General features: G+C 45.4%; 15 protein-coding genes. 1 reads left to right on the top strand and 14 read right to left on the bottom strand.

Annotated elements, in window-relative coordinates:
- Nucleotides 1-2 precede the first annotated feature (2 nt).
- From TCA2_RS07875 to adhE, 5 genes are all read right to left on the bottom strand, one after another.
- Nucleotides 3-887 carry a carbohydrate ABC transporter permease gene (locus tag TCA2_RS07875; RefSeq protein WP_047911023.1) on the bottom strand — a complete coding sequence of 295 codons (885 nt, stop codon included), beginning with the start codon at nt 885-887 and terminating at the stop codon, nt 3-5.
- A 156-nt stretch (nt 888-1,043) separates the two neighbouring features.
- Entirely contained in the window at nt 1,044-2,426 is a 1,383-nt protein-coding gene (locus TCA2_RS07870) for an ABC transporter substrate-binding protein (RefSeq protein ID WP_047911022.1), read from the bottom strand.
- A 186-nt stretch (nt 2,427-2,612) separates the two neighbouring features.
- A complete protein-coding gene (gene pflA, locus TCA2_RS07865) occupies nt 2,613-3,356 on the bottom strand; it encodes a pyruvate formate-lyase-activating protein (RefSeq protein WP_047911021.1) in 744 nt (247 codons plus the stop codon).
- 73 nt (nt 3,357-3,429) lie between these two features.
- Nucleotides 3,430-5,691, bottom strand: coding sequence for a formate C-acetyltransferase (gene pflB / locus TCA2_RS07860; protein ID WP_047911020.1), 2,262 nt, complete (start codon nt 5,689-5,691; stop codon nt 3,430-3,432).
- A 425-nt stretch (nt 5,692-6,116) separates the two neighbouring features.
- On the bottom strand, nt 6,117-8,729 hold the full coding sequence (gene adhE / locus TCA2_RS07855; protein WP_047911019.1) for a bifunctional acetaldehyde-CoA/alcohol dehydrogenase: 2,613 nt from the start codon (nt 8,727-8,729) through the stop codon (nt 6,117-6,119).
- 236 nt (nt 8,730-8,965) lie between these two features.
- Here adhE and TCA2_RS07850 point away from each other — a divergent pair, with 236 nt between their 5' ends.
- The gene (locus TCA2_RS07850; protein ID WP_047911018.1) at nt 8,966-9,682 is read left to right on the top strand and encodes a Crp/Fnr family transcriptional regulator; all 717 of its coding nucleotides are present in this window, start codon (nt 8,966-8,968) and stop codon (nt 9,680-9,682) included.
- A gap of 80 nt (nt 9,683-9,762) precedes the next feature.
- Here TCA2_RS07850 and TCA2_RS07845 read toward each other — a convergent pair whose 3' ends face one another.
- From TCA2_RS07845 to TCA2_RS07805, 9 genes are all read right to left on the bottom strand, one after another.
- Complete coding sequence (locus tag TCA2_RS07845; RefSeq protein ID WP_052511820.1) at nt 9,763-10,146, bottom strand: nitrite reductase (NAD(P)H) small subunit; 384 nt, start codon at nt 10,144-10,146, stop codon at nt 9,763-9,765.
- Between the two features lie 208 nt (nt 10,147-10,354).
- The gene (locus tag TCA2_RS07840; RefSeq protein ID WP_047911017.1) at nt 10,355-11,053 is read right to left on the bottom strand and encodes a hypothetical protein; all 699 of its coding nucleotides are present in this window, start codon (nt 11,051-11,053) and stop codon (nt 10,355-10,357) included.
- 135 nt (nt 11,054-11,188) lie between these two features.
- Nucleotides 11,189-11,896 carry a hypothetical protein gene (locus TCA2_RS07835; RefSeq protein ID WP_052511818.1) on the bottom strand — a complete coding sequence of 236 codons (708 nt, stop codon included), beginning with the start codon at nt 11,894-11,896 and terminating at the stop codon, nt 11,189-11,191.
- 160 nt (nt 11,897-12,056) lie between these two features.
- Nucleotides 12,057-12,620 (bottom strand): NAD(P)/FAD-dependent oxidoreductase, encoded by a 564-nt coding sequence (locus tag TCA2_RS07830; RefSeq protein WP_047911016.1) that lies wholly within the window; start codon nt 12,618-12,620, stop codon nt 12,057-12,059.
- A gap of 51 nt (nt 12,621-12,671) precedes the next feature.
- Entirely contained in the window at nt 12,672-12,989 is a 318-nt protein-coding gene (locus tag TCA2_RS07825) for a helix-turn-helix domain-containing protein (RefSeq protein ID WP_047911015.1), read from the bottom strand.
- Nucleotides 12,990-13,346: 357 nt separating this feature from the next.
- A complete protein-coding gene (locus TCA2_RS07820) occupies nt 13,347-14,075 on the bottom strand; it encodes a ThuA domain-containing protein (RefSeq protein WP_047911014.1) in 729 nt (242 codons plus the stop codon).
- Nucleotides 14,076-14,096: 21 nt separating this feature from the next.
- Entirely contained in the window at nt 14,097-15,065 is a 969-nt protein-coding gene (locus TCA2_RS07815; RefSeq protein WP_047911013.1) for a sugar phosphate isomerase/epimerase, read from the bottom strand.
- 83 nt (nt 15,066-15,148) lie between these two features.
- Complete coding sequence (locus TCA2_RS07810) at nt 15,149-16,231, bottom strand: Gfo/Idh/MocA family protein (RefSeq protein WP_047911012.1); 1,083 nt, start codon at nt 16,229-16,231, stop codon at nt 15,149-15,151.
- 56 nt (nt 16,232-16,287) lie between these two features.
- The gene (locus TCA2_RS07805; RefSeq protein WP_047911011.1) at nt 16,288-17,379 is read right to left on the bottom strand and encodes a Gfo/Idh/MocA family protein; all 1,092 of its coding nucleotides are present in this window, start codon (nt 17,377-17,379) and stop codon (nt 16,288-16,290) included.
- Nucleotides 17,380-17,413 lie beyond the last annotated feature (34 nt).

Genomic DNA, 17,413 nt, shown 5'->3' with positions numbered 1-17,413 from the left:
CATTAGTATTCAATCCTTTCACTTCGGCGGGCGATCATGACTTGATAGAGAGCCGTCAGAATGAGTGTAAATACAAAGATAAGGACAGCGATGGTATTTCCATAGCCGTATTTAAAATTCGTGATCGCATATTTGATCATGTAGGTTGCTAGCACGTCTGTGGACCCGGCTGGACCGCCTTTTGTCATGACAATGACGATATCTGCTGCCTTCATTGCACCTGCAATCGACAGCATAATGACAACAGAAATGATAGGCTTGATGAGCGGCAGTGTTATGGATAATGCTCTTTGCAGCCGGTTTGCTCCATCAATCTCAGCTGCTTCATCCAGATCACGCGGAATGGCGAGAATCGCTGCGAGAACCATGATGATGTAGAAGCCAGTCCATTGCCAGGCATTTGTCAGCAGGATGGAGAACATCGCGTATTTCTCGTCTGACAGCCAGTAGATCGGCTCGATGCCAAACAACCCCAATATCTGATTGAACAAGCCGATATTCGGTTCATAGATGAAGCCCCACAGAATCCCTATAACTGCTGTAGACATAATGGAGGGAAGGAACACCGCCGTTTTGTAAAGGCCTTTAAGCCGCTTCACATTCGCAATGAGAAGAGAGAAGAGCACAATCAGCGGAACCTGAATACCGCACGAAAAAAGAATAAACCATCCGTTATTCAATGCCGACTCCCAGAATCTCTCATCTCCAAATGCTTTTATATAATTTTCGAACCCAATAAATTTCGGATTCTCAGATACGCCATTCCAGCTGGTAAAGCTGTAGTATATCGAATTCAAGATCGGATAAATAAAAAACAATATAAACAATATCAAGGCAGGTAATATAAACATGGAGTATACCCAAGGGTTCTTGAGTGATTTGTTCATGTGCCAACAGCCTCCCATGGAAGAGCCAATAATGTACAGTCTCATACCATATTAGTGTGTAAAAAAACCCCGGACGCTGATCCGGGGTAAGCAGTCCTGTTATTTTATCGTTTTATGCTGATCACGATTATGAATGGTAACGGTGCTTAAGCCTCTTTATTCCACTGCTGCGTTTGCTTCTTCTTGAACTTTCTGCAGATCCTCTGCCATTTGCTCAGGGGTCGTTTGGCCGCCAATCAGCTTCTGAATCTGAATATTACTGATCTCAGTCGTTACATCCGCTTGAACAAGCGAGTCAAATGCAGGGAAAGAAGTAGCGGAAGCATTAAGGACAGCAACGATCTCCTTCATCAAATCATCGGTAATACTTTCGGTTAGTACAGCTTCATCGAATTTCATAGCCGGCAGTACACCGTCTTCAACCAGACCTCTAATTTGCATTTCTTCATTAAACATATTCTTGATGAAGGATTTCACTGCTGCGAGCTTCTGTGGATCGTCCGCAACCGAAGCTGCAAAGCCATATCCGTTATTCACATCGCGCATGAGAGAGGTTTGGTCTCCGACTCCTCCATCAACAGGAGGCAAGTTGAAGAATCCAACCTTTCCGATCAAGCCTTCACCAGACTGCCCTTCCTTGAATACGGAGGATTTCCATGTACCGTCATACATCAGGATAGCTTCACCGCTCGTGAACTGCGTCGTATATTCCGCATACTCAAATCCAAGCTCGCCCTTCTTGAAGTACTCTTTATCAACCCATTCCTGATGCTTAGCAAAGGCCTTGACAACACCCGGATCGGTCCAAGCCGCTTCGCCGGTAACAAACTTGTTTGTAATATCAGAGCCTGCGTATCGCGACCAGAGATGGTTCGTCAGCATAAGAGGTACCCAGCCTGCCTTCGAAGCTCCAGCCAGCGGCACTTTGCCATCTGCCTTAATATCAGCCAGCTGCTGCTCAAATTCGGCAAAGGTAGCCGGCGGCTGCCATCCCTTCGACTCATAATATTCCTTGTTGTAGAAAAACCCTTCGCCAGATCCTCCGACCGGCAGACCATATACATTGCCTTCATAAGTGAACGGCTCAAGTGAAGAGAATTTATCCTGAATTCCGAGCTCTTCAAGAATCGGTGTCAGATTGAGAAGCATGCCTTCTTTGGCGTATACCTTCGCATCTGGGCTGCCGAACAGGTCGAAGATATCCGGCGGATTACCTGCAGCCATTTCGCCCCGCAGCTTTTCTTTGCGGTTAACGTCAGAATCAACTCCATCCAGGGTAAAAGATGCGCCTTCGACTTCCCCCTCCACCTTCTTAACCACGTCCTGCAGGATCGCAAGCCGGCGTTCCTTGTCCGCACCGACCTGCGTATGCCGAAGTGTCATTTCAAACGGCTCAGCCGAAGCTGCCGGCGGTGTTTCGCCAGACGTTCCAGGCTCCGCAGCAGGTGTTTCCGTATTAGTGCTGCCTCCACAGCCTGCCAGTGTCAGTGACACTGCCAGCATTAACGACATCATAGAACCAAACTTTTTCTTCAACATTCGTTTGCCCCCGCTTTCTATGAGCTTGTATTGTATGTAACTTACTTGCTTTACAATTTTCATTATAAAAACATTGCTGTGTGTCCGATAGGACTACAATTTAAAGATCGAGGGATAAAATCCTCGAAAAATACGTAAAAACTCCCTTCTCATGTTAGAAGGGAGTTCGTTATTACGACACGTTTATCAAATTTCGATCTTGCTTGCTTCCTTGCGTCCCGTCTCAATGAGACGATAAGCACGGTCTATTTCCGCTTGTTCAGGAGAGGGGACACCCTCAAGGGGATATTCTTTGCCTAGCAGCTTCCATTTATAAATTCCCATTTGATGATAGGGAAGAATCTCAAATTTTTCTACTCCATCCAGTGTTCCTATAAACCTGCCCAGATTAAGCAGATCCTTCTCATCATGATGAATGCCAGGAACATACACATGGCGGATCCACATCTGCTTGCCATGTTCCGATAACCAGCGTGCCGTCTCCAGCATTCTTACATTCGATTTGCCTGTCAGGCGCTCATGCTTCTCATTATCGATATGCTTCAGATCGAGCAGCACAAGATCCGTTACCTTAAGGAGCTCATCTATACGATCCATATCATTAAATCCGTTCGTATCCAGCGTCGTATGCAGATTCCAGCGATCCTTGACCTCGCGGAACAGCTGAGTAACAAAGGCCGCTTGAAGCGTAGGTTCACCGCCAGAGACAGTCAAGCCTCCACCAGAGCTCTTATAATAATGAATATAAGGCTCAATCTCAGCGATCACCTCTTCCAGTGACATTGCGTTCCCGCCATCCAGTGCCCAGGTGTCAGGGTTATGACAGTACTGGCATTTCAGCAGACATCCCTGCATGAACAGCACGAAGCGGATGCCGGGACCATCAACCGTACCAAATGTTTCTAGTGAATGTACATGACCTTTGACCATTTATACCATCCCTTTTCCTATCGCATCCGCTTTGTGCGTCTGTGCAGATTGTTGAGTAGCTAGCAGTTAGCTGTTACATATTGCCGTGGAATGTCCGGTTAATAACATCAAGCTGCTGCTCACGTGTCAGTTTGATAAAGTTAACCGCATAACCCGATACCCGTACGGTCAGCTGTGGATAATTCTCAGGGTGCTCCATTGCATCAATCAGCTGCTCTCGATTAAAGACATTGACATTCAAGTGATGGGCTCCACTTCCAAAATATCCGTCCATCATTGCTGTCAGGTTGGTCTTACGGGCTTCTTCCTCTTTGCCAAGTGCCTTCGGAATGATCGAGAAGGTGTTGGAAATACCATCCAGGCTGTGTTCGTAAGGCAGTTTGGCAACGGAACTGAGGGAAGCCAGTGCGCCTTTTTTATCGCGTCCGTGCATTGGATTCGCTCCTGGGGCAAAAGGCTCTCCTGCTTTACGTCCATCCGGGGTCGTACCCGTCTTCTTGCCATACACAACATTCGATGTAATCGTCAGTACCGATTGTGTCGGCATCGCATTGCGATAGGCTTTGTGCTTGCGGATCATCGTCATGAAGGACTCGACAAGCTCCACTGCGATCTGGTCTACCTTGTCGTCGTTATTACCGTAGCAAGGATACTCGCCTTCTATAACGAAATCCACGGCAATTCCATTCTCGTTGCGGATGGGGCGAACCGTTGCATACTTGATGGCACTAAGCGAATCGGCTGCTACAGACAGTCCAGCGATACCGCAGGCCATCGTCCGCAGAATGTCACGATCATGCAGCGCCATTTCAATCCGTTCGTAGCTGTATTTATCATGCATATAGTGAATCACGTTCAGCGTGTTCATATACAGCTTCGCGAGCCACTCCATCATCGGCTTGAAGCGTTTCATAACCTCGTCATAGTTCAGTACTTCAGATGTAATTGGCGGATACTCTGGACCCACCTGGGCTCCTGATTTCTCGTCTTTACCGCCGTTAATTGCATACAGCAGCGCCTTAGCAAGGTTCGCACGTGCACCGAAGAATTGCATCTGCTTCCCGATCCGCATTGCAGATACGCAGCAGGCAATACCGTAATCGTCTCCATAGATCGGACGCATCAGATCGTCATTCTCATATTGAATGGAACTGGTTTCGATAGATACCTTGGCGCAGTACTTCTTGAACCCTTCTGGCAGCTGCTCTGACCATAGCACCGTCAAGTTTGGCTCTGGTGCGGGTCCGAGATTGTACAGCGTATGCAGGAAGCGGAAGCTGTTCTTCGTGACGCGTGTCTTGCCATCCATCCCCATGCCGCCAATGGATTCCGTGACCCATGTTGGATCTCCACTGAACAGCTCGTTATAATCCGGTGTACGCAGGAATTTTACAATTCTCAGCTTCATGACAAAATGATCCACCAGCTCTTGTGCTTCCTCTTCAGTCAGTGTTCCTTCTATAAGGTCTCTCTGGATATAGATATCCAGGAAGGAAGAGACACGTCCAAGTGACATCGCTGCACCATTTTGCTCTTTAATTGCTGCCAGATAAGCGAAGTAAACCCATTGGAAGGCTTCTTTGGCATTACGTGCAGGACCGGAAATATCGAATCCGTGCATTTCACCAAGCTGCTTCAGCTCTTTCAGCGCTCGTATCTGTTCAGACAATTCTTCACGAAGCCGGATGACATCTTCATCGATCACATCAACTTCCAGCTCAGCCTGCTCTCTCATCTTGTCCTTGATTAAAAAGTCAATTCCATACAGCGCTGCTCTTCGGTAGTCACCGATAATACGTCCGCGGCCGTAGGCATCTGGCAGGCCTGTGATGATGCCGGCTCGCCGCGCATTTCTCATTTCACTCGTATAGGCATCAAATACCCCTTGGTTATGTGTTTTTCTGATCGTGGTGAACATTTCAATAATCGGCTCAGGAAGCTTAAAGCCATAGGCTTCACAAGCATCGATCATCATCTTGATACCGCCAAACGGCTGAATGGAACGCTTAAATGGTGCATCCGTCTGAACGCCGACAATCTGCTCCTTCTCTTTATCCAAGTATCCAGGCTGATGGGATACAATTGTTGAAGGGGTGTTGACATCCACATCCAGTACTCCGCCGTTATCTCTCTCTTTCTTGGTTAGATCCATAACGATCTCCCACAGCGCTTTTGTATTGTCTGTCGCACCTGTCAAAAAGCTCTCGTCACCCTCATACGGAATGAGGTTTTTCTCTAAAAAGTTATTAACATTAACCTCTTTTGTCCATTTTCCGGACTTGAAGCTTCTCCAGCCGGATTGTACGTTTTGCATTTCTTTTTCGGTTACCGCCATGGTAATCCCTCCAATAGATTCGTGGTTACACTAGACAGATCATGAAGGCAGGTACGAAATTCCATCCCTGCTGTTACTCTTTCTCCCTCGGCTCTGTTATTGTGGTAAGGTTATTTGTGATTATTTTCACTAATCTGCCTGCTCACTCCCCTTCTCTCCACTCTTTATAGGGAAGTGAAATTGCCTTTTGGGTTCTATGAAATGGATTTCTTCTCTCTTACATTTCAAATTATATTATACAGATCACATTAATTATGTGATGAATATCACAAAGTTAAGCCTGTTACTCCATTTTATTTTTACTGTTGTAGTCATGCTTCCCATTCCTATATTGTGCGGAACAAGCATACGAAAAAAAAGCCGTGCTGAACGAAGGAAATTCCTTCTGCTCAGCACAGCTTCACCATTTACGATGAAGAACACGGTTATTTATCAAATCTTCCATAGAAAGCATTCCGGTACACATCTGCCAGCTCACTGACAAGTGGCAGCTTCGGATTCGCAGTAGTACACTGATCTTCAAATGCCCGGTCTGCCAAATAATCGACTCTTGCTTCAAAATCCTTCGGATCAAAGCCAAGCTCCTGGAACGAAGCCGGGATACCGAGCTTCTTATTCAAATCACGTATTGCCTGAATCAGGCTGTTAACCCCTTCTTCTGTCGTATTCGCAGGTAATCCCAGGATACGTGCAATTTCGGCATAACGAAGATCTGCTGTGAAATGATCATATTTCGGGAAGGATGCGAATTTCGTCGGCTTCTTCGCGTTGTATCTTATAACATGCGGCATCAGAATGGCATTGGTTCGTCCATGTGCCGTGTGATACTGTCCGCCCCATTTGTGAGCAAGACTGTGATTGATACCAAGGAATGCATTGGCAAAGGCCATTCCGGCAATCGTAGATGCGTTATGCATTTTCTCTCTCGCCAGCTTATCTCCCGTAAGAGCAGATGCTTCAAGATATTCGAATACGAGCTGAATCGCTTTGATCGCGAGGCCATCTGTATAATCATTTGCCATGACAGATACGTAGGCTTCGATCGCGTGAGTCAGTACATCCATACCCGTATCTGCAACAGCTACCCGTGGCAGGCTGTATACGAAATCGGGATCTACAATGGCTACATCCGGTGTCAGCTCGTAATCGGCCAGCGGATATTTGGTATTCCCTTTATTCTTATCTGTAATAACTGCAAATGAGGTTACTTCTGAGCCTGTTCCCGAGGTTGTTGGGATCGCCACAAATTTTGCCTTTTGTCCCAGCTTAGGATATTTGTAAATCCGTTTACGGATATCCATAAATTTTTGTTTCATATGATCAAACTCGGCATCAGGATGCTCGTAGAACAGCCACATCGCCTTGGCCGCATCCATTGGGGATCCGCCGCCGAGCGCAATAATACAATCCGGTTCAAAGCTGTTCATCAGCTTCGTGCCATTCTCTACGGTTGTTGTTGAAGGGTCGGGCTCCACATCGGAGAACACTTCAATGAACACAGGCTTGCGGCGCTGGCGCAGGTAATGCTCCACTTTATCAACGTAGCCCAGTTTCACCATCATGGAATCTGTAACAATGAGTACGCGAGAAATGTCAGGCATTTTCGCAAGATACTGGGTAGCCCCCTTCTCAAAATAAACCTTGCTTGGAACCTTAAACCATTGCATATTCACTGTACGTCTCGCCACTCTCTTCACGTTGATTAGATTCACTGCGGTTACATTCGAAGAGGTTGAATTCCGTCCGTATGAACCACAGCCCAGCGTCAATGATGGTAAGTTGGTATTGTAGATGTCCCCAATTGCACCGTGAGTTGAAGGAGAGTTTACAAGAATCCGGCAGGTCTTGAGATGATCTGCAAAACGGCTGATCACTTCATCATCATTTGAATGAATAACCGAAGAGTGTCCCATTCCTCCAAAAGAAACGATTTCTGCGGCACGTTCTATCCCCTGCTCTACCGTCTTAACCTTGTAGCAGGCCAGAATCGGACTCAGCTTCTCAGCGGACAATGGGAATTTTTCTCCAACACCGTCCAGCTCAGCAACCAGAATCTTGGTATTCTCTGGAACGACGATTCCGCTCATCTTCGCAATATCGACAGCCGACTGGCCGACGATCTTCGGATTAACAGCACATTTGTCAGCGGAGATAGCATAAGTCGTTAATTTCGCCGCTTCATCTTTGGTTACGAAGTAGCAGCCATCCGCCACCATTCTCTTCTTCACTTCATCGTAGACGGGTTCTTCTACAATGACCGCTTGCTCTGATGCACAGATCATTCCGTTATCGAAGGATTTGGATAAGATCAAATCTGTCACTGCTTGATTAAGATTCGCCGTCTTCTCTATAAAGCAAGGAACATTTCCTGGTCCAACGCCAAGTGCCGGTTTACCGCAGCTGTAAGCTGCCTTAACCATCGCTCCACCACCGGTAGCCAAAATGAGTGCAACATCCGGATGATTCATCAGCTCGTTTGTCTTCTCCATCGACGGGGCGTCAATCCACTGAATACAATCAGCTGGTGCGCCTTCTTTGATCGCTGCATCTCTTAGAATGCGTGCTGCTTCCCGGCTTGAGTTCTGTGCCGATGGATGGAAACCGAATATGATAGGGTTTCGTGTCTTTATGGCAATCAGTGCCTTAAACATCGTTGTAGAGGTAGGATTGGTTACAGGGGTAATCCCCATAATTACGCCTACCGGCTCCGCTATTTTTTGATAGTTCTCAAACTCATTATCTTCGATGACGCCGACCGTTTTGTCATATTTAATATTGTTGTAGACATATTCTGTAGCAAAAATATTCTTGATAATCTTGTCTTCATAAATTCCGCGGCCTGTTTCCGTCACAGCCAGCTTGGCTAGATTCATGTGCTTATCAAGACCAGCCAGTGCCATCGCCTGAACAATACGGTCAACCGCCTCTTGATCTAATTGCATAAATGCTTCCAGCGCCTTCTTGCCCTTGGTTACCAGCTCATTAATATATTCCGCCGCAGTAACTTCTTTGGATACAGCCTCGTTCTTAACAGCCATCTCCTATCATCCTCCTACCCAAATTCTGAGTTTTTTGTCTCTCTATTGGATTACGAAGTCATCATATCATGCATGATTCTCTTTGTTTGTGAATTTATTCACAATGTATAAAAACTTCGGATTCGATAGTGAAATGAATCACAATGTTGGAATTTTGCCATACTTTGCTTCTCCCGCCCTCTTAACGAAGGTATATACTGAACTTGTAAATCGAACAGTGCAAGGGGGAATCGCATATGACTCACTTAGCATTACTTGAACAAAAAGAAGGCAATATCCGCTGCTTCACATCAGAGAACAAACAGCTCTTACTCAACTTATTGAAGTATCGATCATTACCAAAAGGCTCTCATCTGTTCTGGGAGGGGGATCCTGCCGACAAGCTGTTTTTTATTAAGCACGGGCGCATCAAGATTACGAAATTCACAGATGAAGGAAAAGAATTAATCATGTATATTCATCAGGACGGGGATTTGATCGGTCATGCCGACCCCTTCTTCTCTTCTAGGCACAGCTATTCTGCTGAAGTATTGGAAGAGAGCGAGATTGGATATGCAGAAACCTCAGAGCTTCAGCTGCTCATTGAGATCAACGGCGGATTTGCACTTGATTTTATGAAATGGATGGGTATATACCATCGAATTACACAGACGAAATTCCGCGATCTTATGATGTACGGCAAGCAGGGAGCTCTCTGCTCAACACTAATCCGGCTCGGAAATACTTATGGAGAAGTGGATGGCAAGGATATTCGGATTAACAAAAAGATGACACATACGGATCTGTCGAATATGATTGGTGCAACCCGGGAAAGTGTCAATCGAATGCTCGCTGAGCTGCGCAAGAAAGGCGCTCTGGCATATGATGATGGCTGCATCGTGATCAAGGAATTAAGCGTTCTTCAACAGATTTGCCGCTGCGAGCAATGCCCGGTAGAAATCTGCAGGATTTAACAAGACAAAAAGCCGACCTTCTGATTTAGAGAAAGATCGGCTTCGTTTTTTTATATGAAGATGGAAATAGACCACCCATTTTAAGCAAGCACAATATACAATTTGCTCTTCATGATATGCACCCTATAAGCTGGCACCTTGGTTATATTACTAGCTTCCCTTGTGACATCTCCCGTTTCCAGATCAACCTTCCAATCGTCGGAAGGATCATACACCGTATGTCCAGACACAATGCCCTCCGTGAGCCTGATTCCCTCTGGATTTATTCTTACATTATCGAGAGCAAACAGACCACCGTCACTTGTCCTGAACACGCCAATTTCGCGATTCTGTAGAGTAACCATACGTCCGATCAATGAATAGAAATCCCGCTCGTCTCCTACTGGATAAGCCTTGGCCTTTATAACTTCTGATACATTAACAGGCACCTGCTGTTCCTTCATTCTCCCCTTGATTACACCCATAGGTTAACCCTTCTTTCCAAGATACGGTAATGTCTTTGTCTCAAAGTGATTGATTCATCTTTTATTATTTTAAATTAAAGATTCTGAAATGAAAATCATATTTTGGCGAATATTTCAAAATGATACCATGGTAGGATATTTGAATGTGTGAATATTCCCAATACAGATGCATTAGGTCTTGTTATCGACAAAAAAAGCCTGCCACCGACTACTGTCGTTCAGCAAGCTCTAATCTTATTTCGTCTCTCGGACTAAGCACCATATCCAGTCCATTATCCATCAACTCTTTATTGTTCACTTCAATTTTCCATCTTTCCGTAATTAACGGAACATAACCATCAATCGAATGAACGTATCGTTTGTTATCCGTCAGTTGAATCCGCTCATTCTTCTCCAAAATATCTCTTACGGTCAAATTAGGAAAATAAAGACTAGCAATGGAGCCCCGCAAATCCGGCTGACTTACCCCGCCATAAATCGTTAAGGTTACAGCCGATGGCTCCATATTCTCAATCTTGGCAATAGGTTGAATGTATAGAATTAGTGAATCTTTACTATCTAAAGAATTTCCCCATGCATCGGAGCCAATATCCTCATCATTTAATTTTAATCTCCACTCAAGAGACTCATCTAATACATACGAGCCAACGGAAGCAATGGCATTCGATCCTTCATTAAATTCAGCAACACGATCGATTGCATCATGTACTGTAAGTCCTTCATTAATTCTAATCTGTACAGGTTGAGTCAATGCCGGTATGTAGCTGCCACCTTCTACACGGAGTTCAACAGTTCCCGGCGTTTGATCCTCCGCCAGGCTTGTCCCTTTATCTACCGAACTGCAGCCCGTAAATATGAACAAGAGTAGAATTATTGCTGAAATTGTAAATGAGTACCGCACTTTCATGCAATCACCGCCTTACTTTTTTTTGCATTATTCTACAATCTATTTATATAGCATACTATTATCTTGTGTTTAACTTCAACTCCAATAGAAAAAAGCCCAAGATTGGGCTCTTCTGATATGACCAGTATGATGTTACTACTGAACTGCTGCCTGCATATATATTCGGTTACCGCTCATATTTTTTAAATAAGGACCAAGTCCCTTAAATTGCAGACCTGACACATAAACTCCTGTCATAAGCTTACCTTCCATCGTTCCCCACTCTGAATCAAATACGACAGACGGAGCTGGTACATCCTCTTGGAAGATCGTAACTCCGTAATCTCTTCTTCGATACTGGATTCCACTCTCATACAGCGGTCTCTCCGTCAAATAAGTCGGCACAAAGTAAGCAGCAATGACATCCATCTCTTCTCCCGTATAAAAGGATTCATCTCCCAGAAACGGATGAAACAATTGAATCTCTTCATACTGAGACCATATGAATGCCTGTAGAATTAAGCTCGCAAAAGTTCCGCCACGTTTGGTCGATACAGCTGTAGACTCGCCCATGCTTGTATCCGTTTTCAGATCAGCTAATGGGGGACGGGCTTCTGCTTGTTCATTCTGATATTCACTTCCAATGAATTTCCATCCTTTGCTCGTGTGTATCCACTTTTGAAAGTATGAGCGCTGGGACAGGACTGTTGCTTCAAGCTTCTCAGCAGCTGCTGGAGAAAAGTACTGTTTCACCATTCTGGCTGCCTTCTCATAGATCGACTGAACGCGGAGGGATGCTTGCTCAAGCTCGGCAACATCTTGTTGAAAGTAATTCACTTTACGAGATACGACGATTTTGTTCAAGTAGATCGCCCTCCTTTTAAGCCTTTTAGGACCTTTCTGCAATTATACTACGAAAAGCACTGACTTGTGCAAGGACGACAAATAAATACGAAGATCATACCTCAAGTGCTAATAAAAAAACCCTTTATCTTTCTTCAGAAAAATAAAGAGTTTGAAGTCATTACTTAAGTATATCGTGGTCAACATACCGTTCACCGTTAAGCTCACTGAGCACCTCAATGGCCACTCTTGCTCCGTCACCGGATGTCACGATGGTATGGACACTGACTCCAGCAATGACTCCAGCAGCCCAGACATTTGGCATACTTGTTCTGCCGAGACGATCCACCTCAATAACCGATTTTATTCTTGGCTCACGTCCTTCAATCATACGGATCCCACTATTTGCGGCCAGTTCAGGATTAGCACCGGTGGTCAGAATTACGTGCAGTGCCGTGTATTCTTTACCTGATTCTGTTGTAAGCCTGACCTGACCATCCTCGGAGGTGATCGAGGTCACCTTCTCATCGTAGAAAACAGCGCCAAACTTCTCTGCCTGCTTTCTGCCTGATGTTAACAGATCCGGACCTGATATGCCCTCTGTTCCATAATGGTTCTCCATCCAGGCGCGCTTTGTCATACTTGCACCGCTGTCAAGAACGATCGTTTCTTTGCCTGCCTTAGCCGCAAAAATAGCTGCACTGCCTCCTGCAGGACCTGCACCAACAACAATTATATCTGCCATGAGTTTCATCCTCTCCACACAAGATTCATGACGCCACGAGCCTAGCTTCGGCTATTCAACCCATTGCTCCGCCCACTGCTGAATTCCCTGCATTACAGGCTGGAGTGCTTTCCCTTTGTCGGTAAGCTCGTATTCAATTCTGACGGGTGTCTCCGGATATACGTGTCTTATTAAGATTCCTTCGCTCTCCAGATCCTTCATTCGCTCTGACAGCATTTTATCACTCATTTGAGGTATGAGATTCGAAATATCCTTAAATCGTTTAGGACCATCCATCAATGTTTGAATAATGAGACCATTCCATCGTTTGCCCAGGAATGAAAAGGCCGACTCAAATCTTGGACACATCTTCAGATGTTGACCTTCCATTATATTCACCTCTTTAAATATTTCCATCAACACAAACTTACAATTAGTTAGTACATATCATAATAGCACATTTCTTGGTGTATGGAAAGAAACTATACCATATCCCATGAAGTATACTATAACCATTAACCAAAAATGAAGCTAATGACCCAATTGTGAAATCAGTCAACCGCTTCAATTAAAAAAGACCATCCAAAGACAGTCCACACACTTTAGAAGGCTTTAAGATCAGGATTCATAAGCATTTCTATTATATCACGCTGATATTTGAATAACCAGTTCTTTGTACCTATATAATTTTAAAAATACCATGGACTCACTTAGATGTAAGTCCATGGTATTATTGTTGAAATTCGCTTATACAAGCACGTTACCTAATGCTCTGACCGGTTCGCTGTTACCAAATACCGGTTTGGTATGATGAAGAGGATAAGCCCATCGAATGGAATTGCTGATCACTCTTAGAATCTCCGGACGGTAGTACGTTGGATACGTTTCATGTCCTGGTCTGAAGTAGAAGATCTTACCTTCACCTCGTTTGAACGTACATCCGCTTCTAAACACTTCTCCGCCCTGAAAATTACTCAAGAATACAAGCTCATCCGGCGTTGGAATATCAAAGAATTCACCATACATTTCTTCATGTTCCAATATGATATGGCTGTCGATTCCTTCTGCAATCGGATGACTCGGATTTACAGTCCATATAATTTCTTGTTCCCCAGCTTCCCGCCACTTCAGGTCACAGGAAGTACCCATCAGCTCTTTGAACGGTTTGGAGAAATGTCCCGAATGAAGAACAACAAACCCCATACCATTTAATACTCTCTTCACAACCTTGCTTACGATTTCGTCGCTTACTCTGTCATGAGCCATATGACCCCACCAGATTAATACATCCGTCGTATTCAAGACCTCATCCGTTAAACCATGCTCCGGCTCATCTAGAGTAGCTGTACGAATCGCATATCCTTCTCCTGAAAGACCATCAGCAAGCGCTTTGTGAATGCCTTCCGGGTATACTTCTCTAACCTCATCATGAATTTTTTCGTGAACAAATTCATTCCAGATCGTGACGTTAATCATTCTTATTTCCCCCTGTTGATGTTAGACCCACCACATATCGCCAAGCGGTTCTTCAATAAGTACTTGCTTGAGATTGTGGACGGCTTTTGAGAAACCTTCCTCAACGGACATCAGTCCGTCTTCATGTTCAATACTTACAACATAATCATATCCGACAAGTCGCAGGGCACTGATAATATCTGCCCAGGTTTTGATATCATGACCAAATCCGACGGTGCGGAATTGCCATGCGCGGGTTTGCATATTTGTATAATCCTGCATATCCGTAAGACCATACATATTTACGTTAACAGGATCAATCGTTGTATCCTTGGCATGGAAATGGTGAATCGCTCCTTCACGACCCAAAATTTTGATGGATTCCACAGGATCAATACCTTGCCACCACATGTGAGAAGGATCTAGGTTTGCCCCGATCACTTCACCCGCTGCCTCGCGCAATTTAAGCAGTGTAGCTGGCGTATGAACCGAGAATCCGCCGTGCAGTTCAAGGCCGATTTTTACATTGTGATCAGAAGCGAACTTACCCCATTCCGTCCAGTATGGTATCAGTTTATTCTCCCATTGCCATTTCAATACTTCCTGGAAATCATTTGGCCACGGAGCGACAGGCCAGTTCGGATATTTCGCATCCTCATGATCACCAGGCAGGCCTGAGAACGTGTTAACAACAGGTACTTCGAGCTTCTCAGCAAGCTTCACTGTGTTAACAAAATCATCATGGAACTTCTTAGCAATCTCTTTTTGCGGATGTAGCGGGTTACCGTGACAGCTGAGCGCACTAATGATCAAACCACGAGATTCAACTGCCTTCTTGAATTCTTTCAATGCCGTTTCATTCTCCAGAAGCTCAGCCGGTTTGCAATGAGCATTGCCCGGATGCCCTCCTGTACCAATCTCTATCGCACCTAGACCTTTGGAAGCGATATAATCTAATGCATCCTCAAACTTACGACCACCGAATAGAACTGCAAATACGCCTAATTTCATAAACTAAATCCCTCCTGTATTGTAATGAGTACTTCAACTATATTTAAACTGCTGCTTCTAAATGAATAAGGAAGTTTTGCTTATTACTCGAAATATACCGCTTTTCCAGTACGTGCTGATTCATAGATCGCTTCAAGTATTTGAGTTACGACGTAAGCCTGCTCTGGTTTAACAAGAGGTTCCTTATCTTCAAGAATCGCCTCGATCCACATTCTAGCTTCCCGATCCGCGTCACTCTCACTCTCGCCTGCAAAAAAGGCAACACCGCCGGCATTAAGATCGATATTCTGTTCATACAGTCTGCTTAATTTCTCACCATTCAAACGAAGACCGTTCTTCATATCCGCTCCGCCTTCTGTCCCTGCAAGAAGAGTCTGTGCCTCGCCCGTCTCCACCACATTAAGAGCCCAGCTCGCTTCCACCTGAATGGTAGCCCCGTTCTCCATTGTCACAAAGCCAAAGGCTGAATCCTCCACATTAAACTCCTCCGGATTCCAAGGACCAAATGCATTGGCTGCATTTTCCCGTCCGCTAAGCTTATGGAATACAGAGCCCATTACACTCTTAGGTTTGTAGTTATCCATCAGCCATAAGGTTAGGTCAAGCGCATGGGTGCCGATATCAATCAAAGGTCCGCCGCCTTGCTTCTCTTCGTCAAGGAATACGCCCCAAGTAGGAACACCGCGGCGCCGAAGTGCAATCGCTTTGCCATAGTAGATATCCCCGAGTTCTCCGGTTTCTATAAGCTCCTTCAAATACAGACTGTCATTGCGGAAACGGTTCTGGTAAGCGATGGACAGTTTTTTGCCCGTCCGTTTTGCCGCCTCGATCATTTCCAGGGCCTGCTCCGAAGTTTTGGCCATCGGCTTCTCACACATGACATGCTTACCTGCTTCTAGAGCCGCCACAGTAATAACCGAGTGGGAATCGTTTGGCGTACACACATGGACGATATCAATGCTCTTATCCTTAAGGAGCTCTTGATAGTCTGTGTATACTTTAGCTCCCTCGGCACCAAATTTGCTTGCTGCTTCCTCTGCACGGGATTCAACAATGTCACAGAATGCAACCATTTCAGCATTCTTTTGTTTAGAAAGAGATGGCATATGTTTACCGTTTGCGATACCACCGCAGCCGATAATAGCTACTTTTAATGTTTGGGTCATGAACTTTACCTCCGCTTGCAGCTAGTTAATTTAGGTGTATGCTTAGTAAGTCTTAATCAGTTGTTGGAAACAAGCTCAGGTTTCTTGTAAACCTGCGTCGTGCTCTCCAGCAGTACATGTCTGCCTTCAATTGAAGAGCGCTCAAACGCATGCATCGCTTCAAGCACATGGTATCCAAGCTTACCACTCGCTTCTGCCTCGCTTCCGCCACGGATCGCTTCTACCATCTGGTTCAAACCGAGACCACGCTCATTCTGCTCACTGGCCGTTACTGGCTGGATCACTTCCCAAGCATCTGATCCAATTCGCTTCACTTTAACATCGCCGTTAAAGAAGTTTGGATCGGGTACCTGCAGCGTGCCTTCTGTTCCATGAATTTCAATCAGCGGCAGTCCGGAACCTGCGCGAACATCAAAGCTTGCGATCATCGTCCCAATCACTCCATTGGCGAAATCCATGGTTCCGGCCAGATGGGTAGGCGTTTGTACCTGAAGTTTCTGCCCTTGCTTCGGACCGGATCCAACGACACGGTCTGGAATTTGAACTCCGGTTGAAGCGCTTACCCTGCGAATCGGTCCTAAGAGCTTAACGAGTGCTGTCAAATAATACGGTCCCATATCCAGCATTGGTCCTCCGCCGTAGGCATAGAAAAATTCCGGATCAGGATGCCAGGACTCAGGCCCGCCCCCCATGAAAAAGGCGGTTGCAGATACCGGTCTTCCAATGACTCCGTCTTGAATGGCTTTGATTGCAGTCTGAATACCCGATCCCAAGAAAGTATCTGGGGCGGTTCCAACATAAAGCCCTTTTTCTTCTGCCAGCTCAAGCACTCTGCGGCCATCCTCAAGAGAGATGGTGAATGGTTTCTCGCCGTATACGTGCTTACCTGCCTCTAGTGCAGCTATATTGGTTACGGCATGACTGCCGGGTACCGTCAAATTTAATACAAGCTCAATTTCATCATTCTGCAAAAGCTCGTCAACGGTGTAAGCGTTTGCTATACCGAACTCGGCTGCTCTCGCTTCGGCGCGTTCCATAATGATATCCGCTACCGCTACTACTTCAATTACAGGACTCTTTTTCAGGTTCGTGAGGTATATGCTGCTGATATTTCCGCACCCGATAATGCCTGCCTTCATTTTATCCACTGATCCTGTCACTCCTCTGGTGATTGACCTTTAA

The organism is Paenibacillus sp. TCA20, from assembly GCF_000732325.1.
Classification (GTDB): domain Bacteria; phylum Bacillota; class Bacilli; order Paenibacillales; family Paenibacillaceae; genus Paenibacillus; species Paenibacillus urinalis.
The sequence above is the reverse complement of the archived record's forward strand: the minus strand, read 5'-3'. Positions and strand labels throughout refer to the sequence as shown.

Coding starts and splice junctions, on each gene's coding strand:
- TCA2_RS07875 (WP_047911023.1), bottom strand. CDS start 887: ATGAACAAATCACTCAAGAACCCTTGGGTATACTCCATGTTTATATTA.
- TCA2_RS07870 (WP_047911022.1), bottom strand. CDS start 2,426: ATGTTGAAGAAAAAGTTTGGTTCTATGATGTCGTTAATGCTGGCAGTG.
- pflA (WP_047911021.1), bottom strand. CDS start 3,356: ATGGTCAAAGGTCATGTACATTCACTAGAAACATTTGGTACGGTTGAT.
- pflB (WP_047911020.1), bottom strand. CDS start 5,691: ATGGCGGTAACCGAAAAAGAAATGCAAAACGTACAATCCGGCTGGAGA.
- adhE (WP_047911019.1), bottom strand. CDS start 8,729: ATGGCTGTTAAGAACGAGGCTGTATCCAAAGAAGTTACTGCGGCGGAA.
- TCA2_RS07850 (WP_047911018.1), top strand. CDS start 8,966: ATGACTCACTTAGCATTACTTGAACAAAAAGAAGGCAATATCCGCTGC.
- TCA2_RS07845 (WP_052511820.1), bottom strand. CDS start 10,146: ATGGGTGTAATCAAGGGGAGAATGAAGGAACAGCAGGTGCCTGTTAAT.
- TCA2_RS07840 (WP_047911017.1), bottom strand. CDS start 11,053: ATGAAAGTGCGGTACTCATTTACAATTTCAGCAATAATTCTACTCTTG.
- TCA2_RS07830 (WP_047911016.1), bottom strand. CDS start 12,620: ATGGCAGATATAATTGTTGTTGGTGCAGGTCCTGCAGGAGGCAGTGCA.
- TCA2_RS07825 (WP_047911015.1), bottom strand. CDS start 12,989: ATGGAAGGTCAACATCTGAAGATGTGTCCAAGATTTGAGTCGGCCTTT.
- TCA2_RS07820 (WP_047911014.1), bottom strand. CDS start 14,075: ATGATTAACGTCACGATCTGGAATGAATTTGTTCACGAAAAAATTCAT.
- TCA2_RS07815 (WP_047911013.1), bottom strand. CDS start 15,065: ATGAAATTAGGCGTATTTGCAGTTCTATTCGGTGGTCGTAAGTTTGAG.
- TCA2_RS07810 (WP_047911012.1), bottom strand. CDS start 16,231: ATGACCCAAACATTAAAAGTAGCTATTATCGGCTGCGGTGGTATCGCA.